This is a genomic window from Psychrobacillus psychrodurans (genome assembly GCF_050209195.1).
Taxonomy (GTDB): domain Bacteria; phylum Bacillota; class Bacilli; order Bacillales_A; family Planococcaceae; genus Psychrobacillus; species Psychrobacillus psychrodurans.
The window spans coordinates 2,316,520-2,341,622 of sequence record NZ_CP189791.1 but is presented as its reverse complement, the minus strand read 5'-3'; the positions used below and the strand labels follow the sequence as shown (position 1 = coordinate 2,341,622).

Below are 25,103 nucleotides of genomic sequence, written 5' to 3'. Positions count from 1 at the left end.
AAAAATGCCGCTCTCTTCATACGATTGTGTGAGGAGAGTGGAAATTATGGCTAAGTCCTTAAAGAATGTAGTTAGCATTTTATTACTTTTATTTTTAGCACCAATTATTATTGCAACCGTCCAAACGCCTCTTTTCCCGCAACAAAAGGAACAAACCGCAACAAAAGAAGTAACACCAAAAGAGGAGAGTACCACTGCAGTCGTCTACGCCGCGCAATTAGAAACAAAAACTGCTGCTCCCGAAATTTTAGAACCTAAAAAAGCATTTGTTTATTTTACCCATTCTCAAGAAGCCTATAAGCCTATACTAGCTGCTAAGGGTGAGAAAATTGCAACGTACCATTCAGAAAACAATATTACGTCCTTCCAAGAGCAGATAACTGCTCAATTTGCAGTTCATCAATTAGAAACCGATATTTTGGGGCCAGAGAGTACAGGAGATGCGAAACAATATGATTCAATAAGACCTTTTGTTCAACAAGCAATTGGGCAGAAAGAATATGATATTATTTTAGATATTCATAGAGATTCCGCAAAAGCAAATGTGACGACGCTTATAAATGGAGAAGAACGCTATGCTAAATTTATATTTGTTATTGGCCGAGAGCACCCGAATTATAAATGGAATGAACAACTCGCACAAAATCTCTCTGATCAACTAAATAAATTAGTTCCTGGAATTTCACGAGGAATTCTACCACGAGAAGGAAAGGGAGTAGACGGTGTTTACAATCAAGACCTTTCCAAAATTTTACTCAATGTAGAATTGGGTGGCATCGATAATAATGAACAGGAATTAAATCGTTCTATTGCAGTTTTAGCAAAAGCGATATCTAATATGTTAAATGAAGATTTACCAATATAAGTAAACAATAAGAGATGAAGCAATTATGCCTCATCTCTTTTCATAAGGAATATATACTCGTAGATTGTGTTATTAAGAGGTTTTTGATAAGATTAAAGTCTGGCGAAAAATTATTTATTTTAAAATACATAAAAGTATATTAAATAGTGAAACCCGAACAACGTTGATATCCACTCAGCACGACATCAATTAATTATGGGTTCAACTCAATTTAAACAATCTAGATGTACATACAATGATACAGTAATATTTTTTAAACAATCCTTTATCTGTTATAATGCAAGTAGTTTAATTAGGAGTGAACAAGTATGAATAATGATGAGAGACTGGCACGACAGAAGAAAATACGTAATTTTTCGATTATTGCCCATATTGATCATGGGAAATCGACACTTGCGGATCGTATCTTAGAAAAAACGCAAACGGTAACATCTCGAGAAATGCAGAGCCAATTACTCGATTCAATGGATCTTGAACGTGAACGTGGTATTACTATAAAATTGAATGCTGTTCAATTGACTTATAATGCAAAAGACGGTGAAGAGTACATCTTCCATCTTATTGATACTCCAGGTCATGTCGATTTCACCTATGAGGTGTCTCGTAGCTTAGCTGCCTGTGAAGGCGCTATTCTAGTTGTAGATGCAGCACAGGGAATTGAAGCACAGACACTTGCAAATGTTTATTTGGCTTTAGATAATGATCTTGAAATACTTCCAGTTATCAATAAAATAGATCTTCCAGCTGCAGATCCAGAGCGTGTAAGAGCAGAGGTTGAAGACGTTATTGGTTTGGATGCTTCAGAAGCTGTTTTAGCATCTGCAAAAGCTGGTATTGGTATCGAAGAAATCCTAGAACAAATTGTAGAAAAAGTACCTGCACCATCTGGAGATCCAAATGCACCTTTAAAGGCGTTGATATTTGACTCATTATTTGATCCTTATCGTGGGGTAATCGTTTATATTCGTATTGTGGAAGGTACAGTTAAACCAGGCGATACGATTAAAATGATGTCTTCTGGCAAGGAATTCGAAGTAGTAGAGACGGGGGTATTTACTCCTAGAACGACTCAGCGTTCTGAATTGACTGTTGGTGACGTTGGATTTTTAACAGCTTCCATGAAAAACGTAGGTGACTCAAGTGTCGGTGATACGATTACTTTAGCTAACAATCCTGCTTTGGAACCTTTAGCTGGATATAAAAAAATGAATCCAATGGTTTTCTGTGGGTTATATCCAATTGACAATACGAAATACGTTGATTTACGTGAGGCTCTAGAAAAACTTCAACTGAATGATTCAGCATTAGAGTTCGAACCGGAAACTTCCCAAGCATTAGGTTTTGGATATCGTTGTGGTTTCCTTGGATTATTACATATGGAGATAATTCAGGAGCGTATTGAACGTGAATTTAAAATTGATTTAATTACTACGGCACCTAGTGTTATATATGATGTAAAGCTTACAAACGGAGATACTCTAAAAGTGGACAACCCATCAATGATGCCGGACGTCCAAAAAGTAGATACAATCGAAGAACCATATGTAAAAGCATCTATTATGGTTCCAGAAGATTATGTAGGTTCAGTTATGGAACTTTGTCAACGTAAACGTGGGAACTTTATCACTATGGATTTCTTATCGAAATCACGTGTTAATATTATTTATGAAATTCCTTTATCAGAAGTTGTTTATGACTTCTTTGATGCTTTAAAGTCGAGTACAAAAGGCTATGCTTCTTTTGATTACGACTTAATTGGATATAAGGAATCTAAGTTAGTGAAAATGGATATTTTACTTAACAGTGAGAAAGTGGATGCTCTTAGCTTTATTGTTCACCGTGATTTCGCGTACGAACGTGGGAAGGTAATAGTAGAAAAGCTGAAAGCTCTAATTCCTAGACAACAATTTGAAGTTCCAGTACAAGCTGCTATTGGACAAAAAATTGTCGCTAGGTCTACTATTAAGTCTATTGGTAAAAATGTCTTGGCGAAATGTTACGGTGGAGATATATCTCGTAAACGCAAACTTCTTGATAAACAAAAAGAAGGAAAAAAACGCATGAAGCAAGTAGGTTCTGTAGAAGTTCCTCAGGAGGCATTCATGGCAGTTCTAAAGATGGACGAGCCAAATAAATAAAAGTAAAAGAGGGGGCACTAGTAGCCTCCTTTTTCCTTTATGGAAAGAAAGTAGGGATAGTTATGGTACGAGGCGTATATATACATATTCCTTTTTGTCATCAAATATGTAATTACTGCGATTTCAATAAATTTTTCTTTCAAAATCAACCTGTAGATGTATATATTGAGTCTCTTGGAAAAGAAATGTCGTTATGGCAAAACGATGCAGAACCAGCTAAAATTGATACAATATTTATTGGTGGTGGAACTCCGACTTCTTTAACGGTAGAGCAATTAGATCGATTACTATCATTAATTCATAAACATATACCAATGGAACATGTAACGGAGTTTACGTCTGAGGCAAATCCGGATGAATTAACACTTGAAAAAATGCAGTTAATGCGTAAATATGGCGTAAATCGTTTAAGTATGGGTGTTCAAACCTTTGATCAAGATCTATTAAAAGTATTAGGAAGAACTCATTCTAATGATCATGTTTATGAAGTTATAGAATATGCCAAACAAACTGAATTCCCATCAATTAGTATTGATTTGATGTATGGTCTTCCCAACCAAACGATGGAACAATGGAAAGCATCCTTACATGAAGCGTTCCGCTTAAAAATACCCCATATATCTGCCTATTCACTTTTAGTAGAACCAAAAACGATTTTTTATAATTTATTATCCAAAGGTAAGCTATCTCTTCCTGGTGAAGACTTAGAGGCAGAAATGTATAGTTATTTGTTAGAGGAAATGAAAAATCATGGTTATACTCAATATGAAATTAGTAACTTTGCATATGAGGGGAAAGAATCGAAGCATAATTTACTGTATTGGAACAATGATGAATATATAGGTTTAGGTGCTGGTGCTCATGGATATGTGAACGGTGTAAGATATTCAAATCATGGACCGTTAAAAAAGTATATGCATACAATCGATTTAGGGGAAAAACCTCTTATGATGCAAAAGGAAGTAACAAAAGTGGAAAAAATGGAAGAAGAAATGTTTCTTGGTTTAAGAAAGAATGAGGGAGTATCACTAGAAAAGTTTGAGGGAAGATATGGTATCGCACTTCATGATATTTACGGAAAAGAACTTGATGAATTACTTCAAAAGGAATTAATAATCATTCAAGATAATTTTGTGAGGCTTACTACACGGGGAAGATTTATTGGAAATGAAGTGTTTCAATATTTCCTGAAATAATTAAAGCTAAATCGTTGACAGTTTTCTGTAGATTTGATAAGTTTTATATGAGTATTAGCACTCTCTTTGAGTGAGTGCTAACAGAGGTGATAATCATGCTAACAAACAGGCAATTATTAATATTGCAAGTAACGGTAGATGATTTTATCGAAACCGCTCAACCAGTTGGATCTCGTCAGCTTTCGAAAAAGGAGGAAGTACCATTTAGTCCTGCTACTATTCGAAACGAAATGGCAGATTTAGAAGAAATGGGCTTTTTAGAAAAAACGCATACTTCGTCTGGTCGCGTGCCTTCACAAAAAGGCTACCGTTATTATGTCGATAATATGTTAACTCCACAAAGAATTTCGCAAAATGAGATAAAACAAATTCGTTCTATTTTTGAAGAACGAAAGGTGGAGACGGAGCAAATAATTCGTAAATCCGCTGAAATAATATCGGAACTAACGAATTATACCTCTATTATGTTAGGTTTAGATGTGAGGAAACATCGTGTTAAACGTTTTTCCATTGTACCACTATCAAGCGATTCTGCAGTAGCTATAATTGTTACTGACAGTGGTCATGTAGAAAATCGTATATTTTCTATTCCTGAAAATTTTCATGCATCAGATATCGAACGTATGATCAATTTGATCAACGAACGGTTGGTTGGCGTATATTTGCATGAGCTACCTGCAATGCTTGAGACAGTCACTACGACAGTTTTGCATCAAAACAACGGTCGTCTAAATCATCTTTTTGGATCGCTTAACCAAGCATTGACTATTGAGCATGAAGACAAAGTGTATTATGGTGGTAAGCTGCAAATATTAAACCAACCAGAATTCAATGATGTAGAAAAAGCACGAAGTATTATGAATTGGATGGATCATGTAAACCAAATTCCAGGTATTTTTCATTTGGATAAAAAAGGCATTCAAATTAGGATTGGCTCAGAAAATAATGATCTTGCCATGGAAGGTTGTAGTGTTATTACTGCATCATATGGCATCGGAAAAGAACAGATGGGTTCGATTGCAATTATTGGTCCAACCCGGATGGACTATCGGAGAGTCGTATCATTGCTAGATATTATGAGTGGTGATTTATCTAGAGAATTATCTAGGATATTACATGGACATCATGGATAAGGAGAGTTGCATACCGTGTCGGAAATCAAAGATGAAAAATTAGAAGAGCAAGAAGTAGAAAATACCTCTGAAGAGCCTGAACAGGTTGAAGAAGTAGTTGAAGAAGTAGACGAACTAACACTAGCTAAACAGCAAGTAGAAGAAGAACAAGATAAACTAATTCGATTAAGAGCAGACTTCGAGAATTATAAACGTCGAGTACAGTTAGATAAAGCATCTGACCACAAATATCGAGCACAATCTGTTTTAATGGATATATTACCAGTGCTTGATAACTTTGAAAGAGCTCTTGCAGTTGAAACAACTTCAGAGGAAGCAACTTCATTAGTTAAAGGAGTGGATATGGTTTACCGCACTTTACTAGAGGCTGTTAAAAAAGAAGGTTTGGAACAAATTGAAGCAGAAGGTGTTGCATTTGACCCGAACTTCCACCAAGCAGTTATGCAAGAACAAGATGACTCAAAAGAATCAGGAATTGTGCTTCAAGAGTTGCAAAAAGGGTACAAGTTAAAAGATCGAGTATTAAGACCTTCAATGGTCAAAGTAAATGAATAAATGATATAAATATTCCAGTTATTTATTAGGAGGAAAACTAAATGTCTAAAATTATTGGTATTGACTTAGGAACAACAAACTCATGTGTATCTGTATTAGAAGGTGGAGAACCAAAAGTAATTCCGAATCCAGAAGGTAATCGTACTACTCCATCAGTAGTTGCCTTTAAAAATGGCGAAAAACAAGTAGGGGAAGTTGCAAAACGTCAATCTATTACAAATGCTAATACAATTGCATCTGTTAAGCGTTTAATGGGTACAAACGAAAAAGTTTCAGCTGAAGGAAAAGAATATACACCACAAGAAGTTTCAGCAATGATTCTTCAATACTTAAAAGGTTTTGCAGAAGAATACTTAGGTGAAAAAGTAACGAAAGCAGTAATTACAGTTCCTGCTTACTTTAATGATGCAGAACGTCAAGCTACTAAAGATGCTGGTCGTATCGCTGGTCTTGAAGTAGAACGTATTATCAACGAACCAACTGCTGCTGCACTTGCTTATGGTTTAGATAAAATGGATCACGATGAAAAAATTCTAGTTTATGATCTTGGTGGTGGTACATTTGACGTATCTATCCTTGAACTAGGAGATGGCGTATTTGAAGTACTAGCAACTGCTGGTGATAATCGTCTTGGTGGAGATGACTTTGACCAAGTATTAATGGATTATTTAGTACAAGAATTCAAAAAAGAAAATGGTATCGACTTGTCTAAAGATAAGATGGCAGTTCAACGTCTAAAAGATGCTGCTGAAAAAGCGAAAAAAGATTTGTCAGGTGTAACATCAACTCAAATCTCACTTCCGTTCATCACTGCAGGAGAAGCTGGACCACTTCACTTAGAAGTTACAATGACTCGTGCAAAATTTGACGATTTAACTGCTTCATTAGTTGAACGTACAATGGTACCTACTCGTCAAGCGATGAAAGATGCTGGATTATCTGCTTCTCAAATCGATAAAGTAATCCTTGTTGGTGGTTCTACTCGTATCCCAGCAGTACAAGATGCTATTAAAAAAGAAACTGGTAAAGAACCACATAAAGGTGTAAACCCAGATGAAGTAGTAGCTATGGGAGCTGCTGTGCAAGGTGGAGTATTAACTGGAGATGTAAAAGACGTTGTACTTCTTGACGTAACACCACTTTCTTTAGGTATTGAAACAATGGGTGGCGTATTTACTAAACTAATTGAACGTAATACAACAATCCCTACTTCAAAATCACAAACATTCTCAACTGCGGCAGATAACCAGCCTGCAGTAGATATTCATGTACTTCAAGGTGAACGTCCTATGTCTGCGGACAATAAAACACTTGGACGCTTCCAGCTAGCGGATATTCCACCAGCACCACGTGGTGTTCCACAAATTGAAGTAACATTTGATATCGATAAAAATGGTATAGTAAATGTTAAAGCAAAAGATCTAGGGACACAAAAAGAACAAAATATCACAATCCAATCTAACTCTTCACTTTCTGACGAAGAAATCGAGCGTATGGTAAAAGAAGCAGAAGCTAATGCAGAAGCGGATAAAGTACGTAAAGAAGAAGCAGAAGTAAAAAATGAAGCGGATCAATTAGTATTCATGACTGAAAAAACATTAAAAGATCTAGAAGATAAAGTATCAGAAGAAGAGAAAAAATCTGCTGAAGGTGCAAAAGAAGAGTTAAAAGCTGCTTTAGAAGCTGGAAACTTAGAAGATATCAAAACGAAAAAAGATAAACTAAATGAAATTGTTCAACAGCTTACAATGAAATTGTATGAACAAGCGCAAGCGGATGCTGCAGCTAATGCAGAACAAGCTGGTCCTTCTGATGACGGTGTAGTAGATGCAGAATTTGAAGAAGTAAACGACGATAAAGACAAGTAAGATTGTTTAAGTGTCGGTAAGCAAAAAGTCAAAGACCGGTTCCGGCTTTGGCTTTTCTTACTGTATAGGAAAAATGAATGCTGCGCTAACTTCGAAAAATGAAAGTGCGTTGAAGTAGAAATAAACATAAATTAATTTGAATGATTAAATTTTCAAAGTTTTGCTATTAGGAATTTGAACATGGTACAATTATTTCTATGTGCAAGTTAACAGAGCAGGAGAGTGAAAGATGAATAAACGTGATTATTATGAGGTTCTTGGTATTTCTAAGAGCGCAACTCAAGACGAGATAAAAAAAGCATATCGTAAGCTTTCTAAACAATTTCACCCAGACATTAACAAAGAAGCTGGTGCAGAGGATAAGTTTAAAGAAATTTCCGAAGCATATGAAGTACTAAGTGATGAGCAAAAACGTTCATCTTATGATCAGTTTGGTCATGCCGGTCCTAACCAAGGGTTTGGCGGCTTTGGTGGAAGTGCTGATGGATTTGGATTTGAAGATATCTTTAGTTCATTCTTTGGTGGTGGAGGTTCTAGACGACGTGACCCTAACGCTCCAAGAAAAGGGAATGATCTTCAGTATTCGATGACTATTGAGTTTGAAGAAGCAGTGTTTGGAAAAGAAAAAGAAATTGAAGTTTCTAAAGAAGAAAATTGTGAAACATGTTCTGGATCAGGTGCAAAACCTGGTACAAAACCAGAAAAATGTTCACATTGTAACGGACTTGGTCAAGTGAATGTTACCCAAGATACCCCATTTGGTCGTGTACAAACAAAACGGGCATGTAATCACTGTCAAGGAACAGGTAACATTATTAAAGATAAATGTGCTACTTGTCACGGTAAAGGAACAGTTAATAAACGCAAAAAAATTAAAGTTACAATTCCAGCTGGTGTTGATGATGGTCAACAGCTACGTGTAAGCGGCCAAGGTGAACCTGGAGTAAACGGTGGACCAGCAGGTGATTTATATATCGTCTTCCGTGTAAAAGCAGATCCACGTTTTGAACGTGACGGCGACGATATTTATTACGAGTTACCTTTAACATACGCCCAAGCAGCTCTAGGTGATGAAATTGAAGTTCCAACAGTACAAGGCAAAGTAAAACTTAAGATCCCAGCTGGAACTCAATCGCAAGCGAATTTCCGTTTAAAAGGAAAAGGTATAAAAAATGTTCATGGCTATGGTGTTGGAGATCAGCATGTAATTGTGAAAGTGGTTACTCCGAAAAAGTTAACAGAAAAACAAAAGCAATTATTACGTGAATTTGCTGAAATCAGTGGAGATATTCCAGAAGAGCAAGGCAGTTCATTATTTGATAAGATCAAAAAGACATTAAAAGGCGAATAAAGGAGTTGGCGCAAGTGAAATGGTCTGAATTATCCATCCATACTACAAATGAAGCGGTTGAAGCGGTAAGTAATATTTTGCATGAAGCTGGTGCAAGTGGTGTAGTTATCGAAGACTCGGAAGAATTAGGAAGAGAACGAGAAGATGTATTTGGTGAAATTTACAGCTTAAACCCAAATGATTTTCCGGTAGATGGCGTACGCGTAAAAGCTTATTTAGCTGAAACGAGTTTTTTATTAGAAACAATGGAAGAGATCAAACTTGCTATCAACAATTTAACAAAATTCAATATAGATCTAGGTCATAACGTTATAACAGTTCAAGAAGTCGATGAAGAGGATTGGGCTACTGCTTGGAAAAAGTATTATCATCCTGTGAAAATTTCTAATCGATTTACTATTGTGCCAACTTGGGAAGATTATGAACGGGTGACCACTGACGAATTGATTATCGAACTTGATCCTGGAATGGCGTTTGGAACAGGAACTCATCCAACAACAGTTATGTGTCTTCAAGCATTAGAGAAAACTGTCCAGACAGCATCAAGTGTTATCGACGTAGGAACAGGCTCTGGAGTCCTTTCTATTGGTGCTGCGAAACTAGGAGCATCTAAGATTCATGCTCTAGATTTAGATGAAGTGGCTGTTAGATCTGCTATTGAAAATATTGCCTTAAACAAAGTAGACGATATTGTTCAAGTAACACATGGCAATCTTTTAGATAATGTGAATGAACAAGCGGACATAGTAGTGGCAAATATATTAGCAGAAATCATCATGACATTTACCGATGATGCATTTACGATTGTAAAAGAAGGTGGATTATTTATTACTTCCGGAATTATTGCGACGAAAAAGGAAGATGTAAAAGATTCTTTACAACAAGCGGGATTTGAAATCGAGGAAGTTATGATGATGGAAGACTGGGTTACAATCATTTCTAGAAAACCTGTTAACTAAAGGAGATTGTCATGCAACGTTATTTTACAAATGAACCTATAAGTGAGAATAATACGGTGACAATTACCGGAGATGACGCGCATCATATGATTCAGGTGATGCGCATGTCACCGGGTGATCAAGTTTTTGTTGTTACAAATAACCAAACGTATACGATGGAAATCATAGAAGGCACTTCAAAATCTGTCCATCTAACAGTAAAAGAAATGTTAGCCAATACCAATGAAATGCCAAAGAAAGTGTCACTTGTTTGCGGTCTTCCGAAAGGAGACAAGCTAGAATTGATTACTCAAAAGGCAACGGAACTGGGTATGTATGAATTATTTCCATATGAAGCAAAAAGATCTATCGTAAAATGGGATAAGTCCAAAAACGAGAAAAAGGTAGCGAGATTACAAAAAATTGCTAAGGAAGCAGCTGAGCAATCTCATCGTTCTACTATTCCACAAATACATAATCCAATCTCTTTAAAAGAGTTACTGGAAATATCTATAACATTCGATGTAAAATTTGTAGCGGATGAAGAAGATGCAAAAATTCAGGAACGACAAAAGTTTGCTGAACAATTAAAAAAAGTGTATGATAAACAATCGATACTTATCGTATTTGGTCCGGAAGGTGGACTAGATCGAGCTGAGATAAAGCTATTATTAGAAAATGATTTTCAGACAATTGCGCTAGGACCTAGGATTCTTCGAACTGAAACTGCACCGTTATATGCGCTGTCAGCAATTTCTTATGAATTTGAATGAAAGAGGTGTGAGAACTTGTCATCCGTTGCATTCCATACGTTAGGTTGTAAAGTAAATCACTATGAAACTGAAGCTATTTGGCAATTATTTAAAGAAAATGGGTATAGTCGTACTGAATTTGAAAAACAATCAGATGTCTATGTTATAAATACCTGTACTGTAACGAATACTGGAGACAAAAAAAGTCGTCAAGTGATTCGTCGTGCCGTTCGCCAAAACCCAGATGCAGTTATTTGTGTAACTGGTTGTTATGCACAAACCTCTCCTGCAGAAATTATGGCAATACCAGGAGTAGATATCGTCGTGGGAACACAGGAACGCACCAAAATGTTAGATTATATTGAACAGTATAAAACTGAACGTAAACCGATCAATGCTGTAGGAAATATTATGAAAAATCGAGTTTATGAAGAATTAGATGTACCAACTTTCACAGATAGAACTCGTGCATCCTTAAAAATACAAGAAGGCTGTAATAATTTCTGTACTTTTTGTATTATCCCTTGGGCTCGTGGTCTTATGCGTTCAAGAGATCCAGAAGAAGTAGTTAGACAGGCACAACAATTAGTTGATGCAGGTTATTTGGAAATAGTTCTAACTGGTATCCATACTGGTGGATACGGTGAAGATTTAAAGGATTATAATCTAGCTCAACTATTAAGAGATATTGAAAACAACGTCAAAGGTTTAAAAAGACTTCGCATTAGTTCGATTGAAGCAAGCCAATTATCTGACGAAGTAATCGATGTCTTAAGAGATTCTAAAATTGTAGTAAGACATTTGCATATTCCTATTCAATCTGGTTCAGATACCGTGTTGAAAAGAATGCGTAGAAAATATACTATGGAGTTTTTTGCCAATCGATTAGATCGTTTAAGAGAGGCGTTGCCAGATCTTGCTATTACTTCGGATGTTATTGTTGGCTTCCCAGGTGAAACAGAGGAAGAATTTATAGAGACGTTTAACTTTATTCGTGACCAAAAATTCTCCGAGCTGCATGTATTTCCATACTCTAAACGTACTGGAACACCAGCAGCAAGAATGGATAACCAAGTAGATGAGGACGTAAAGAATGAACGTGTCCATCGTTTAATCACTTTAAATGATCAATTAGCTGTAGAGTATGCTTCTAAATTTGAAGACGAAGTACTTGAAATTATTCCTGAAGAATCTTATAAGCTAGATTCAGCATCTAATATGGTAGAAGGTTATTCAGACAATTACTTAAAGGTTGTTATCCCAGGTTCTGAGGATTTAATCGGAAAGTTAGTACGCGTGAAAATCACAAAAGCTGGTTATCCATACAATGAAGGACAATTCGTAAGGATACTAGATGAAGTAGCAGAATTAGTATAAAGCTGAAACCGGTGAAATTATTTCACCGGTTTTTTTTTGAAAAAAAAGAAGAAAAAGTATTAATAATTGTCACCCGATTACTGGTTTCTTGATGATTAAATTAATCATACCGCTGTGATTTCCGCTTCAGGCGGACGCTTTCCGCGGGCTTGGCTTCAGCCTCCTCGTCGCTTCGAAAACATATGCTCCTGCGGGGTCTTCAACTCAAGCTATTCCGGCTGGAGTCGCCGCTTTGCGCTTCAATCAATTAAGTGAGTAGTTATTAACTATAAGATTGGGCATAATTAGTATTCTAAACATGATGAAATAAAATAGGTAAATAATGCGAGATGTCATTATCATAATCATTTACCTGCAGAAAGGAAACTTATTACAAATATGCATTTAGGCCAAAATGCAAATGATCCGTAATTTTAGAAAGATATACTTTTTCGAATCAGCAGTCACTAGGATGTGCACCTTCCAAGCCGCAAGAGCGCGAAGAATGAGACTTCAAAAAGGAAGAAGAGCGATAGCGACACTTCCTAGAAGGCTCATGCGTAGCGTGCGGCAAGCGCACATCCGTCTAGAGAATACCATTATTGATAACTACTTTATCTTGAATCATTTCTTGCTTAAAAAATGTAATCTACTTGCGCTTTTCATCTTATTAAGAGTATTATTAAGAGGTACGTACATCTTGAAAGGGGAATAACAAATGACTGAAAATATTGCAGCATTAATAGATCATACTTTACTTAAACAAGACGCAACTAAAAACCAAATCGAAAAATTATGTGAGGAAGCTAAAACGTATAATTTTGCATCGGTATGTGTTAACCCTACTTGGGTAAATTTAAGTGCATCGCTACTAAAAGAAAGTCCAGTAAAGGTTTGTACTGTTATCGGATTCCCTTTAGGTGCAAGTACATCAGCAGTTAAAGCGTTTGAAACTACTAATGCTATTGAAAATGGTGCAGATGAAATTGATATGGTATTAAATGTTGGTGCATTGAAAGACCAAGATTATAACTTAGTACAAAAAGATATCGAAGCAGTAGTAACTGCAGCAAAAGACAAGGCAATTGTTAAAGTTATTTTAGAAACTTGTTTATTAACAAATGAAGAAATTATTAAAGCTAGTGAATTATCTAAAGCTGCAGGTGCAGACTTTGTGAAAACATCAACCGGTTTTTCAACTGGAGGAGCAACGATAGAAGCGGTTAAACTAATGCGCGAAACTGTTGGGCCAAACTTAGGAGTGAAAGCTTCTGGTGGTGTTCGAAATCTAGCTGATGTTGAGGCGATGGTTAAAATGGGAGCGACAAGAATTGGTGCAAGTTCTGGAGTAGAAATTGTAAAAGGATTAGAAAGTAAATCTGATTATTAATTAACTCCTGCTGTATTGCTTGAAGATTTCTAATTGAGCTTTAACCAGAGTTATGAGGGTCTGATAGCTGTTGGCGGATAAGATACCATACCATCAACCTAGGGCAAACATCTTTAGTTATAAAACCTTTTAGATTTGCTGAAGGATTTAATTGAATGAGTTGGAAGTTTTAACATTCAGCTAAATTAAGTTAAATTTATATCAAAGTATTGACCAAGTCTCTACAATACGGTATAATTTTTTAGTACATAACACTTGGTTATGTACTTGACGTGTGTTCGGAGGGAGGGAAAAAGAGATGTCAAAAACTGTCGTTCGTAAAAACGAATCGCTTGAAGATGCTCTTCGCCGCTTCAAACGTACTGTATCTAAAAGTGGTACAATTCAAGAGGTAAGAAAGCGCGAGTTTTATGAAAAACCAAGCGTAAAGCGTAAAAAGAAATCTGAAGCTGCCCGTAAACGTAAATTCTAATAAATTTAAATTTACAAAGCTTCGAAGCTATGGTTTCTAAAACCTGAGCGGAAACGTAAAAAGAAATCAGAAGCTGCACGTTAACGTAAGTGGTATATTATCCCAACCATCCCTACGTTCAAAACACGTACTTTATGATTAAAATTTACAATTATGTAAACCGAGAAAATTTATTTTCTCGGTTTATTTTTATTTTATGAAACTTTTTGATAACTCCATCGTAAATAGGAGTATACATATAGAAGAAAGGAGGTTAAGTGGTGAAATTTTCTCGTTATGCCATTTCTCTTTGTTTGTTAATCCTATCATTTGGAATGATGATCCCTACTTTTACTGCAAATTCTACAGAAGTTTATAAAATACCTGTGTACAAAGAAGTAGAAAAAGGATTATATGCATTTCTGAAACGTTCTATCCATGATGCAGAAGAGGCTGGAGCAGAAGCAATTATTTTAGAAATCAATACCCCTGGTGGCTTTGTAGATTCTGCAGAAGATATTGCTAATTTATTGGACTCGACATCCATTCGTACAATTTCATATATTAATTCAGAAGCATTATCTGCAGGAGCATATTTAGCGCTTCATACGGATGAAATTTATATGTCGCCGAGTGGAACAATCGGTGCAGCTGCAGTTATTGACAGTAGTGGAAACACTGCTGATGAAAAGGCGAACAGTGCGTGGAAGGCTAAAATGAAAAATGCTGCTGAGTTAGCAGGAAAAAATCCTTTATTTGCTCAAGCAATGGCAGACGATTCAATTGACTTACCTGAATACAGAGCACCTATTGGCAAATTATTGACTCTTACTTCAGCAGAGGCTTTAGAAGTAGAATATTCTAAAGGAACAGTTAGTTCATTTGATGAACTACTTCAAGCAACTAACCTTGCTGGAGCAAAAGTGATAGAAACAGAAGAGACCTTTATGGAATCCCTTGCTCGTTTTATAACAAATCCAATTGTAGTACCAATTTTATTGTCTATAGCAAGTTTGGGTTTAATCGTCGAGCTTTATTCACCTGGGTTTGGTGTTGCAGGTACTATGGGACTTATCTCGTTAGTTCTTTTCTTTTTTGGACATTTAGTTGCAGGTCTGGCTGGGTATGAAACAATAATTATTTTTGTTATTGGAGTCTTACTTATTATTGGAGAGTTCTTCCTGCCCGGAGGAATTAGTGGTATATTAGGGGCGGCAGCTATTATTGCTAGTATAATATTAGCTGGTGGCGATATTGAGCAAATGATTATCGCTGTTATTATTGCTTTATCAGTAGCTATAGTGGGAATGGTGATTATTATGAAGTTCTTTGGTAAGGAATTAAAAGTGTTGAATAAAGTGATTTTGTCGGATGCGACTACAACAGAAAAAGGATATGTTTCCAATAAAAATCGAGTGGAACTAGTCGGAAAAGTTGCTGTAACTATGACACCACTTAGACCTGCTGGAACTATACGTATCGATAATGAAAGAATTGATGCAGTTTCAGATGGAAGTTTTATAGGAAAAGACAAACATGTTAAAATTATTAAAGTAGAAGGCTCTCGTATAGTTGTACGAGAAGCAGTAGAAGGGGAGGCAACAGAATGATTACAGGTTCAACAATTACTTTAATCGTCGTTATCGTACTTGCATTTATAGTACTTTCAGTATTTTTCACATTTTTCCCAATTACGCTATGGATTTCCGCACTAGCAGCAGGGGTAAAAATTAGTATATTTACATTAGTAGGGATGAGGTTACGTCGAGTTATTCCTTCTCGTATCGTTAATCCGTTGATCAAAGCACATAAAGCAGGACTTGAAGTTGCTATTAACCAATTGGAAAGTCATTACTTGGCTGGTGGTAATGTAGACCGTGTTGTTAACGCATTAATTGCTGCACACCGTGCTAATATCGAACTAACATTTGAAAGAGCAGCAGCAATCGATCTTGCTGGTCGTGACGTTTTAGAAGCGGTTCAGATGTCCGTAAATCCTAAAGTTATTGAAACACCATTCATTGCAGGTGTTGCGATGAATGGGATTGAAGTTAAAGCTAAAGCACGTATTACAGTTCGTGCTAATATTGACCGATTAGTCGGTGGTGCTGGTGAAGAAACAATTGTAGCCCGAGTAGGGGAAGGGATCATTTCAACAATTGGTTCTAGTGTAAGTCATGAACGAGTATTAGAAAATCCAGATTTAATTTCTCAAACAGTTTTAGGGAAAGGATTAGATTCCGGAACTGCATTTGAAATTCTATCGATTGATATTGCGGATGTTGATATCGGTAAAAACATCGGAGCAGAATTACAAACAGAGCAAGCAGAGGCAGATAAGAAAATTGCCCAGGCAAAAGCAGAAGAACGTCGTGCAATGGCTGTAGCATCTGAACAAGAGATGAAAGCAAAAGTTGTAGAGATGCGTTCGAAAGTTGTAGAAGCGGAAGCGGCTGTTCCATTAGCAATGGCTGAAGCACTTCGTGATGGTAATATCGGTGTTATGGATTACATGAATTATAATAATATCAAAGCAGATACTGGTATGAGAGATTCTATTAGTAAGGTCGGCGGAGATAAACCTTCAACCGACGAGCTAAAATAATAGCGGAAAGGAGCCGATCTCCTTGGAAGCTTTCATTCCTATAATCATCGCAGCGATTTTTAGTCTTTTTTTCAAAAATAATAAAGAATCCGACAAAAAATCTGTTGAAAAACCAGTAAATAGCACCCCAATGCGTAAAACTGTTTCAGAAAATCCATTTAAAGAATTAGGTGATTTTGCTAAACAGTTTACGAGTGAAAGACAGCAGGAGATGAAAACTAAGCCTCCTATAGTAAAAGAAGTACCTGTAAAAGTAGAAAAAATGGAGCGAGAAGTTAAACGTGATCAAGGAGTAGCTAGGAGCTCAGGTAGATTAAGTACACACCAGAAAAATGTATCTGTAACTATACCTACTCCAGTAGTTGACAGTTTAATACCTAGTAGTCAGGACGACTTAATCAAAGGAATAATTTTTTCTGAAATACTTGCCCCACCAAAATCCAAAAGATAACTCATGAACACCCCTTTACATGCATAAATTCATGTAAAGGGGTGTTTTTTTGTGAAGCAATTATTTCCACTCCACGCGAGTATTATGGTAGATAGCTTTGATGATATTATATTGGATTATGAATTTTCATTAGTTCGTTTAAAAGAAAACAGTATAGTCTGTACGTATGACCACTTTCTTTTAGAAATTCATGCCGAAAGCTTGCACATAAAATCCATGTCTAGCGATAGGCTGCATCTTCATGTGCACAATCTTCAGTTTTTTAATCTAACTAGGAAGGAAAAAACAGTATGAGGCGACTTATTAAAATACAAGCACCAATTACTACAGACCAATTTACTCTCTATAAAAGTTTAAAGGAACAAAATATCGAAGTGTACCAGCTTCATACAAACGAGAATCATGTAAACTTTTCTATTCAAGCAAAAGATTTGAAAGCATTTCGGAAAGTAAGAAAAAAACTAAAGCTCTCGATAAATCTAGAAAATGAACTAAAAGAGAGTACTATCTCTATTTACTCAGCATCTGTAATAGGGGTCTTCTTTTTTTTAATAATCCCAGTATTATTAGCTCAATTTATCTGGTCTATTCAAATTGATTCAGATTCTCCTGAAAGTAATATTTTGTTGACTGAACAATTAAAAGAAATGGGCATTAAAACAAGAATGATTGCATCTAAACTGCCAGAGGAGCAAGAAATACGTCAAAATATATTACTAGAACATAAAGAGTATTCTTGGGTTCATTTTTCAAAATCTGGTTCTACCTTTACAGTGTCTCCGATGCTAGCACCTCCGCAAACAGAAAAAGAGCTTAAGGATGCACCGGCTGTCAATCTAATAGCAAAGAGAAGTGGAGTAATAACAGATTTTACACTAACAAAAGGTGTGAGAGCAGTTGAAAAAAACATTGCTGTGAAAAAAGGAGATGTCCTCGTAAATGGGTTTGTAACCCAAGGGAACAAAAGGATTATTACGAGTGCAGAAGGAAAAGTGTATGCCAACTATTGGATAGAGTTATCATTTGAACTTCCAACACAGGTTGCTGTCATTAATCCAAACTCAACAGAATTGGTAATACAAAAAAAAGTGAGCGATAAACAGATGTTTTGGAAGGAAATACAGCTACCTGCTTTTATCCAAAAATACGTTCAGGCAGGCTATGTACAAAAGAAACATCAAATAACCTATTCCCTGACTGAGGAATCCATTGAACATCTCATACGGCCGCTCCTATTTCAAAAAATTATTAAAGAATTACCAACAGGAACACAATTATTAGAGGATAAAGTTTTACAGGTATCAATACAAGATGATAAAGTAAAAGGGAAGATACTTTTACTAATAAATGAAAATATTGCAATACCACATGTTATACCCCAAGGAGACGAAGCATGAGCGAAACTAAACAATTAGATATTAATTTGCAAGATCCAGCCGAAGCGGTAATGCTGCTTGGCATTTCGGATAAAAATGTAAAACTTATTGAAGCGGAGCTAAAAGTTCAACTCATTACAAGAGGTGAACAAATTCAGATTATTGGTGAAGAAAAAAATGTAGAAGACGCTAGACAGCTAATGATACAACTATTAGCAGTAATTCGAAAAGGTATTAATATTAACCTGCGTGATGTTTCTTCTGCAATTGAGATGAGCTTGAATGGTACAATTGAATATTTTTCTAGCTTATACGATGAGGAAATTGCACGAAATACAAAAGGTAAAGCTATTCGAGCTAAAACTATAGGGCAACGAGAGTATATCCAAGGAATAAGACACACTGATCTTACTTTTGGTATTGGTCCTGCTGGTACTGGAAAAACGTACTTAGCGGTAGTGATGGCAACACAGGCACTTAAAAATGCACATGTGAAAAAAATCATTTTAACACGTCCAGCAGTCGAGGCGGGAGAAAGCTTAGGTTTTCTACCTGGTGACTTAAAAGAAAAGGTAGACCCATATTTAAGACCGTTATACGATGCGCTACATGATGTGTTGGGTACAGAACAGACAGATCGTCTTATGGAACGAGGGACGATTGAAATTGCACCTTTAGCCTATATGCGTGGTCGTACATTAGATGATGCTTTTGTTATTTTAGATGAAGCTCAAAATACAACAAAAGCTCAAATGAAAATGTTCTTAACGCGATTAGGATTTGGTTCTAAAATGGTAATCACTGGTGACAAAACTCAAATTGACTTACCAAAGGGTGCGGAATCAGGTTTAATCGTTACGGAAAAAATATTAAAAAATGTTGCCGGAATTCATTTTCAATATTTAGAGCAAGGAGATGTAGTCCGTCATCCACTAGTTGCAAAAATTATACAAGCATATGAAGAACAATAATAACCTAAACCCAAAAGAAGCAACGGTCTATGTTTAGACAGTTGCTTCTTTGTTGCATTAGGAAATTATAAAATCTTTGGCAAGAGGATAACTTTTTACAAGTAATTCCCTGTCAAGACTCCAGCGACTAACCCCTCGAATCGCTCTTATGAATAAAGGTTAAAAACGCCTTTATTGCAATTCCTCCAACGATTGTCAGGGCTGAGATAGGCGCTTTCGCTTTTGTTTATTAGGGAAACATTAGTGAATTGTGAAAAAAATAAGGTATAATGGAATAACTAGTTGGTGGGGGGATGAGAATAAATGAAAAATATCCTAATAAAGTGGAGAGAATGGAGAAATCATAAGTATCTCCCTTTCATCGTCATTATTATTACAGCCATATGCCTGTTTTTTTTGTTAATCGGCAATGTAAAGGAAAGTAAGTATGATTTTGAGTTGTTCCAGCTTTCACCTGATACGATAAGAGCAGTTAAAACCATGGAAGACTCCGTTAAAACAGAAGAAGAACGCAAAAAAACGGAGCAGGAAGTTCCAGCTGTTTACCAATTCCAAGACGAGACCGCTGCTAACCAAGCGGCAATAACAGAGTCTATTTTTGATAGTGTCTTGCATGTAAAAGAAAATGCAAATGCAGAAGATACAACTGCTACTTTAGTAGACAAGCTAAAAAAAGATATGGAAGAATTGGCAGAGAACGCAAGCTATGTACCACTTAATGACGATATGTTAGTCATACTTTTAAATCAAAATAATATTATTTTGGACGATTCAAAAACGAAGTTATCCGAGCTAGTGGAGACAACATTAAGTGAACCAATTCGAATGGAAAATGTATCTATTTCAAGAGAGAAAATTGGTCAGCAAATAAATAACAATTTTGTTTATTCCCAGGATTATAAAAATGTACTCTCTAGTATTGCAAAAACCTCAATTGTCGCAACAGAGGTGGTAAATGAGAGTTTAACCGAGGAACGAATAGAACAGGCGAAAGCAAGCGTAGAGCCCACTCGCATACTTCAAGGGCAAATACTCGTTCAAAAGGGTGAAATTATTGATAGAGAAGTCTATCGACAACTTGAGTTGCTGGGTATGTTGACGAATAAAGCATCCTATAGACCATATCTGGGAGTAGTTTTATTTGTAGGACTTACGATGTGGGTCTTATTTGGACAAACAATTATTAGGAAAGAGCAAACTATAAACAACTCGAAGAATTTGATTGTTGTAGCTTTCAGTGTCATTTTATCTGTATTAATGATGAAGGTGATACAGTCTGTCGCATATAATTTTGATGTAATTATAGCATTTTTATTTCCTACAGCGATGGTTGCAATGCTTGTTTATTTATTGGTAAATGAACGTGCAGCTTATATTTCTAATTTTGTGTCTGCTGCATATGCAGGTATTATTTTTCAAGAAGGCTATACAAATGTATTTCAAATGGAAGCCTCGTTATACATATTATTTGGTGGAGTTGCAGGTATCTTTGCGATGCAAAGGATGCATACTAATTCACAAATATTGCGCTCCAGTTTAATTGTTTCTTCTATTAATATTGTGTTTATTTTATTTTATTTATTAATGACGAAGGCTTCCTATGAATTTACAGATATTTTATTTTATGTAGGAGCAGCTATGCTGTCTGGGGTACTATCTGGTGCTATGACAATTGGGATACTACCTTTCTTTGAATCTTTCTTTGGCATATTATCTACTATGAGACTCATTGAATTATCCAATCCTAACCATCCTTTGTTGAAGAAAATATTAACCGAGACACCCGGCACTTATCATCACAGTTTAATGGTGGCCAATTTAGCAGAAGCTGCTTGTGAAGCGATTGGAGCTAATGGATTGCTTGCACGAGTTGGTTGTTATTATCATGATATAGGTAAAACAAATCGACCTGGATTTTTTATCGAAAATCAAGTAAACGGTTATAATCCGCATGATAATTTGTCTCCAGAGGCAAGCAGAGATATTATTATTGCACATGCGGTGGATGGAGCGAAGATTTTGCGGAAACATAAATTACCGACAGAAATTGTAGATGTAGCGGCGCAACATCATGGTACAAGTTTGTTGAAATTCTTTTATTTTAAAGAAAAAGAAACAAATAGTAATGTGAAAGAAGAGGATTACCGTTATCCTGGTCCAAAACCTCAAACAAAAGAAATCGCAATTATTTCTGTAGCAGATAGTGTAGAAGCAGCTGTTCGGTCCATGAAAGAACCAGATGCTGATAAGATTCAAAAATTAATACAGTCTATTATTAAAGATAAATTATTAGATGGGCAATTCAATGAATGCGATCTGTCTTTAAAGGAAATAAAGAAAATGGAAGAGAGTTTTTGTACAACTATGAATGGAACATTCCATTCGCGGATTGAATATCCCAAATAATAATGCAAGGAGCTAATAATATGTTAGAACTAGATTTAATGGATGAGACAAACACAGTATCAGAGGAGACCTTAGCTCTTGTAGGAAAGGTATTGCAGTCAGCAGGTGAACAACTTTCTGTTAAAGAAGGCAGTGAGGTTAGTGTAACATTTGTAACGAATGATGCTATCCAAGAAATTAATAAAACTTATCGAAACAAAGATGTGGCAACCGATGTAATCTCCTTTGCAATGGAAGAAATGGGAGAAGGAGAAATAGAAATTATGAACGCAGATATTCCGACGATGTTAGGAGATATTATCATTTCAGTACAACGTGCAACGGAACAAGCGGAATCCTATATGCATTCTTTTGAGCGGGAGTTATGCTTCTTAGCAGTTCATGGTTTTCTACATTTATTAGGGTATGATCATGAAACGGAAGAACAAGAAAAAGAGATGTTTGGTTTACAAGAATCTATTCTACAAGCTTTTGGGTTGAAACGTGAAGGCCATGAACTTTCGTAAATTTTTTCGTTCCTTTATATATGCTGCAAATGGAATTTGCCATGTTTTAAAAAGTGAACAAAATTTTCGATTTCATGTATTTGCAGCAGTAGTTGTTACGATAGTTGGAATGTTGACAGGTTTATCGCAAATAGAATGGATAATCATTGTTCTATCGATTTTTGGTATGTTCATGATAGAATTAGTAAATGCGTCCATAGAACGTATCGTCGATTTGGTAACTCCGGAATTACACCCGTTAGCTAAACAGGCTAAAGATTTAGCAGCGGGAGCATGTTTAATATATGCTATTTGTACTGTAATTGTTGGTTTAATCATATTTATCCCGAAATGGTCGGGTATCATATTATAGAGGTGAGTCATTTGAATAAAGAAATGTTACTAGAAGCATCCATTACAGCAAGAGAGAAAGCGTATGTCCCATATTCGAAATTTCCAGTAGGGGCAGCACTTTTAACAAAAGACGGCGAAGTGATTCTTGGCTGCAATATTGAAAATGCATCATTTGGGTTAACGAATTGTGCAGAACGCACTGCAATTTTTAAGGCAGTGTCAGAAGGGAAAAAAGAGTTCACGGCAATTGCTGTTTCAGGCGATACAGAAGGACCTATTTCTCCTTGTGGTGCTTGTAGACAAGTATTAGTGGAGTTTTGTGATAAGGATATGCCTGTTTATTTAACAAACTTAAAGGGAAATGTATTAGAAACAACGGTTGCAGAATTATTGCCTGGGGCCTTTACAACGGAGGATATGGATTATGCTGCAAAACAATGAGAATTATAAATCAGGATTTATATCGATAATAGGTCGACCAAATGTAGGGAAGTCTACATTTTTAAATCGAGTAATAGGACAAAAAATTGCTATTATGAGCGATAAACCTCAAACTACTCGTAACAAAGTACAAGGTGTTCTAACTTTGGAAAATAGTCAAATGATTTTCATCGATACACCTGGGATTCATATACCCAAACATAAGCTTGGGGACTTTATGCTTAAAGTTGCTAAAAATACACTACGTGAAGTAGATGTAATTATGTTCATGGTAAACGCAGTGGAACCAAGAGGGAAGATTGATGAGTACATCATGGAAATGCTTGAAAAAAATGAAACACCGGTATTTCTAGTAATTAATAAAATTGACCAAGTTCATCCCGAAAAATTAGTCGATATTATTGAATCCTATACAAAGAAATATGACTTTGCAGAAATCCTTCCAATTTCTGCTTTACAAGGTAATAACGTTGATAAATTACTTGAAACAATTCAGTCGTATTTACCACAGGGACCACAGTACTATCCTGCCGATCAGGTAACGGATCACCCCGAAAGATTTATTATTTCTGAGCTAATTCGTGAAAAGGTTTTACATTTGACGAGGGAAGAAATTCCACATTCGATAGCAGTTGTAATAGATAAAATTAAAAAAGAAGAAGATACGGAAAAAGATATGATTCGTGTTTCTGCAACAATCGTAGTGGAAAGAGATTCCCAAAAAGGTATAGTCATCGGTAAAAAAGGTGCCTTACTTAAAGAGGTAGGGACAAGAGCACGTAAAGATATCGAAATGCTTTTAGGAACAAATGTATACTTAGAGCTATGGGTAAAGGTACAAAAGGATTGGCGAAATAAATCAGCTCATTTGAAAGATTATGGTTTTAGAGACGACGAGTATTAAAGAAAGAAGGTGAGGCAATTGCTACAAAAAGTAGAGGGTATTGTCTTACGAGCTTCTTCTTATGGAGAATCTAATAAAATCGTTACCATTTTTTCACGTGAATTGGGGAAGCGAGCAGCTATGGCTCGGGGGGCAAAAAAACCAACTAGCCGTTTAGCTTCTATATCTCAGCCTTTTACGTATGGCTATTTTTTGATACAGCAAGGAAGAGGAATGGGGACTTTGCAGCAAGGTGAAATTATTGACTCTATGAGATCTGTTCGAGAAGATATATTTGCTACTGCATACGCAAGTTTTATAATGGAATTAGTGGACAAATTAATTGATGATGAAGCACCTAAGCCTCAGTTATTTGAAATATTACAACAGGCATTACATGCTATATCAGAAGAATATGATCCAGAGGCAATTAGTTTGTTTGTGGAATGGAAGCTTCTTCCGACAGCAGGTATCTATCCAACCCTTCATCAATGTACCAATTGCGGAGCAACAGATGGAGAATTTGCTTTTTCTTTTTCACAAATAGGATTTCTTTGCCATCGATGTTTTTCGATTGACCCATATATTATCAGACTCTCTCCATCTCAAGTGAAGCTTATTCGGACCTTTTATACAGTTCCCATTGATCAAGTAGGTAAGCTGACACTCAAAAAAGAGACAAAAGGTTTTATTAAAAAAATTGTCCGAACGATTTATAGCGAACAAGTCGGAATACGATTAAAGTCGCAACACTTTTTAGATCAAATGGAGAAAACCCCAGAGTTTTTCACACCGCGTAAAGAAGATCCAAGTCCCGAAGAAGACTAATTCTTTGGACTTGGATTTTTTTGTTGTACTAAAAAAGCAATAGGTGTATCAGAGGAGAATTGACACTAAGATTTCCGTTTCACGCGGACGCTTTCCGCGGGCGAGACCGAGCCTCCTCGTTCGCTACGCTCCCTGTGGGGTCTCGACTTTCTCGCTGTTCCCGCTGGAGTCGCCGCGTTACACTTCAATCAATAGGCGAGTAAATTTAGACTTTAAGATTTATCGAGATAATTATTAAAGGGATGATGATTGCAGAAGGTATTTTTAAGTGATAGTAATACTGTGATTTCCGTTTCACGCGGACGCTTTC

24 protein-coding genes are annotated in these 25,103 nt (G+C 36.2%); all 24 read left to right on the top strand.

Annotation, left to right across the window (positions count from 1 at the left end):
• Positions 1–46 precede the first annotated feature (46 nt).
• The 24 genes from spoIIP (at position 47) to recO (ending at position 24,793) form a co-directional block, all read left to right on the top strand.
• Positions 47–865 carry a stage II sporulation protein P gene (gene spoIIP / locus ACQCPR_RS11300; protein ID WP_427137063.1) on the top strand — a complete coding sequence of 273 codons (819 nt, stop codon included), beginning with the start codon at positions 47–49 and terminating at the stop codon, positions 863–865.
• 308 nt (positions 866–1,173) lie between these two features.
• Positions 1,174–3,003 (top strand): translation elongation factor 4, encoded by a 1,830-nt coding sequence (gene lepA, locus ACQCPR_RS11295; RefSeq protein WP_090563854.1) that lies wholly within the window; start codon positions 1,174–1,176, stop codon positions 3,001–3,003.
• Positions 3,004–3,065: 62 nt separating this feature from the next.
• A complete protein-coding gene (hemW, locus tag ACQCPR_RS11290; protein WP_427137062.1) occupies positions 3,066–4,199 on the top strand; it encodes a radical SAM family heme chaperone HemW in 1,134 nt (377 codons plus the stop codon).
• Positions 4,200–4,294: 95 nt separating this feature from the next.
• Complete coding sequence (gene hrcA / locus ACQCPR_RS11285; RefSeq protein WP_090563850.1) at positions 4,295–5,332, top strand: heat-inducible transcriptional repressor HrcA; 1,038 nt, start codon at positions 4,295–4,297, stop codon at positions 5,330–5,332.
• A 15-nt stretch (positions 5,333–5,347) separates the two neighbouring features.
• Complete coding sequence (grpE, locus tag ACQCPR_RS11280) at positions 5,348–5,887, top strand: nucleotide exchange factor GrpE (RefSeq protein ID WP_418939823.1); 540 nt, start codon at positions 5,348–5,350, stop codon at positions 5,885–5,887.
• 41 nt (positions 5,888–5,928) lie between these two features.
• Positions 5,929–7,755 carry a molecular chaperone DnaK gene (dnaK, locus tag ACQCPR_RS11275; RefSeq protein ID WP_427137061.1) on the top strand — a complete coding sequence of 609 codons (1,827 nt, stop codon included), beginning with the start codon at positions 5,929–5,931 and terminating at the stop codon, positions 7,753–7,755.
• A gap of 229 nt (positions 7,756–7,984) precedes the next feature.
• Positions 7,985–9,106 carry a molecular chaperone DnaJ gene (gene dnaJ / locus ACQCPR_RS11270; protein ID WP_090563844.1) on the top strand — a complete coding sequence of 374 codons (1,122 nt, stop codon included), beginning with the start codon at positions 7,985–7,987 and terminating at the stop codon, positions 9,104–9,106.
• Positions 9,107–9,120: 14 nt separating this feature from the next.
• Positions 9,121–10,065, top strand: coding sequence for a 50S ribosomal protein L11 methyltransferase (prmA, locus tag ACQCPR_RS11265; RefSeq protein ID WP_090563842.1), 945 nt, complete (start codon positions 9,121–9,123; stop codon positions 10,063–10,065).
• An 11-nt stretch (positions 10,066–10,076) separates the two neighbouring features.
• On the top strand, positions 10,077–10,817 hold the full coding sequence (locus ACQCPR_RS11260) for a 16S rRNA (uracil(1498)-N(3))-methyltransferase (protein ID WP_427137060.1): 741 nt from the start codon (positions 10,077–10,079) through the stop codon (positions 10,815–10,817).
• Between the two features lie 15 nt (positions 10,818–10,832).
• Positions 10,833–12,173 carry a tRNA (N(6)-L-threonylcarbamoyladenosine(37)-C(2))-methylthiotransferase MtaB gene (gene mtaB, locus ACQCPR_RS11255; protein ID WP_427137059.1) on the top strand — a complete coding sequence of 447 codons (1,341 nt, stop codon included), beginning with the start codon at positions 10,833–10,835 and terminating at the stop codon, positions 12,171–12,173.
• 697 nt (positions 12,174–12,870) lie between these two features.
• Positions 12,871–13,542 carry a deoxyribose-phosphate aldolase gene (deoC, locus tag ACQCPR_RS11250; protein WP_427137058.1) on the top strand — a complete coding sequence of 224 codons (672 nt, stop codon included), beginning with the start codon at positions 12,871–12,873 and terminating at the stop codon, positions 13,540–13,542.
• A 298-nt stretch (positions 13,543–13,840) separates the two neighbouring features.
• A complete protein-coding gene (rpsU, locus tag ACQCPR_RS11245) occupies positions 13,841–14,014 on the top strand; it encodes a 30S ribosomal protein S21 (RefSeq protein WP_016426884.1) in 174 nt (57 codons plus the stop codon).
• A 314-nt stretch (positions 14,015–14,328) separates the two neighbouring features.
• Positions 14,329–15,603, top strand: coding sequence for an NfeD family protein (locus tag ACQCPR_RS11240; protein ID WP_427138940.1), 1,275 nt, complete (start codon positions 14,329–14,331; stop codon positions 15,601–15,603).
• Positions 15,600–16,598, top strand: a complete 999-nt coding sequence (gene floA, locus ACQCPR_RS11235; protein WP_090563835.1) for a flotillin-like protein FloA — start codon at positions 15,600–15,602, stop codon at positions 16,596–16,598. The genes ACQCPR_RS11240 and floA overlap by 4 nt, the downstream gene beginning before the upstream one ends.
• A gap of 22 nt (positions 16,599–16,620) precedes the next feature.
• A complete protein-coding gene (locus ACQCPR_RS11230; protein ID WP_427137057.1) occupies positions 16,621–17,049 on the top strand; it encodes a hypothetical protein in 429 nt (142 codons plus the stop codon).
• A gap of 51 nt (positions 17,050–17,100) precedes the next feature.
• Complete coding sequence (locus ACQCPR_RS11225; RefSeq protein ID WP_090563831.1) at positions 17,101–17,343, top strand: hypothetical protein; 243 nt, start codon at positions 17,101–17,103, stop codon at positions 17,341–17,343.
• Entirely contained in the window at positions 17,340–18,446 is a 1,107-nt protein-coding gene (locus tag ACQCPR_RS11220) for a sporulation protein YqfD (RefSeq protein ID WP_427137056.1), read from the top strand. Before ACQCPR_RS11225 ends, ACQCPR_RS11220 begins: the two co-directional genes overlap by 4 nt.
• Positions 18,443–19,396, top strand: a complete 954-nt coding sequence (locus tag ACQCPR_RS11215) for a PhoH family protein (protein WP_090563828.1) — start codon at positions 18,443–18,445, stop codon at positions 19,394–19,396. Before ACQCPR_RS11220 ends, ACQCPR_RS11215 begins: the two co-directional genes overlap by 4 nt.
• Positions 19,397–19,699: 303 nt before the next feature.
• Positions 19,700–21,802 (top strand): HD family phosphohydrolase, encoded by a 2,103-nt coding sequence (locus ACQCPR_RS11210; RefSeq protein ID WP_090563826.1) that lies wholly within the window; start codon positions 19,700–19,702, stop codon positions 21,800–21,802.
• A 20-nt stretch (positions 21,803–21,822) separates the two neighbouring features.
• Positions 21,823–22,308 carry an rRNA maturation RNase YbeY gene (gene ybeY / locus ACQCPR_RS11205; RefSeq protein WP_090563824.1) on the top strand — a complete coding sequence of 162 codons (486 nt, stop codon included), beginning with the start codon at positions 21,823–21,825 and terminating at the stop codon, positions 22,306–22,308.
• A complete protein-coding gene (locus ACQCPR_RS11200; protein WP_090563822.1) occupies positions 22,295–22,660 on the top strand; it encodes a diacylglycerol kinase family protein in 366 nt (121 codons plus the stop codon). Before ybeY ends, ACQCPR_RS11200 begins: the two co-directional genes overlap by 14 nt.
• Positions 22,661–22,683: 23 nt before the next feature.
• A complete protein-coding gene (locus tag ACQCPR_RS11195) occupies positions 22,684–23,082 on the top strand; it encodes a cytidine deaminase (protein ID WP_416235970.1) in 399 nt (132 codons plus the stop codon).
• Positions 23,066–23,986, top strand: a complete 921-nt coding sequence (era, locus tag ACQCPR_RS11190) for a GTPase Era (protein WP_090563818.1) — start codon at positions 23,066–23,068, stop codon at positions 23,984–23,986. The genes ACQCPR_RS11195 and era overlap by 17 nt, the downstream gene beginning before the upstream one ends.
• A gap of 18 nt (positions 23,987–24,004) precedes the next feature.
• Complete coding sequence (gene recO / locus ACQCPR_RS11185) at positions 24,005–24,793, top strand: DNA repair protein RecO (RefSeq protein ID WP_090563815.1); 789 nt, start codon at positions 24,005–24,007, stop codon at positions 24,791–24,793.
• Positions 24,794–25,103: the final 310 nt, after the last annotated feature.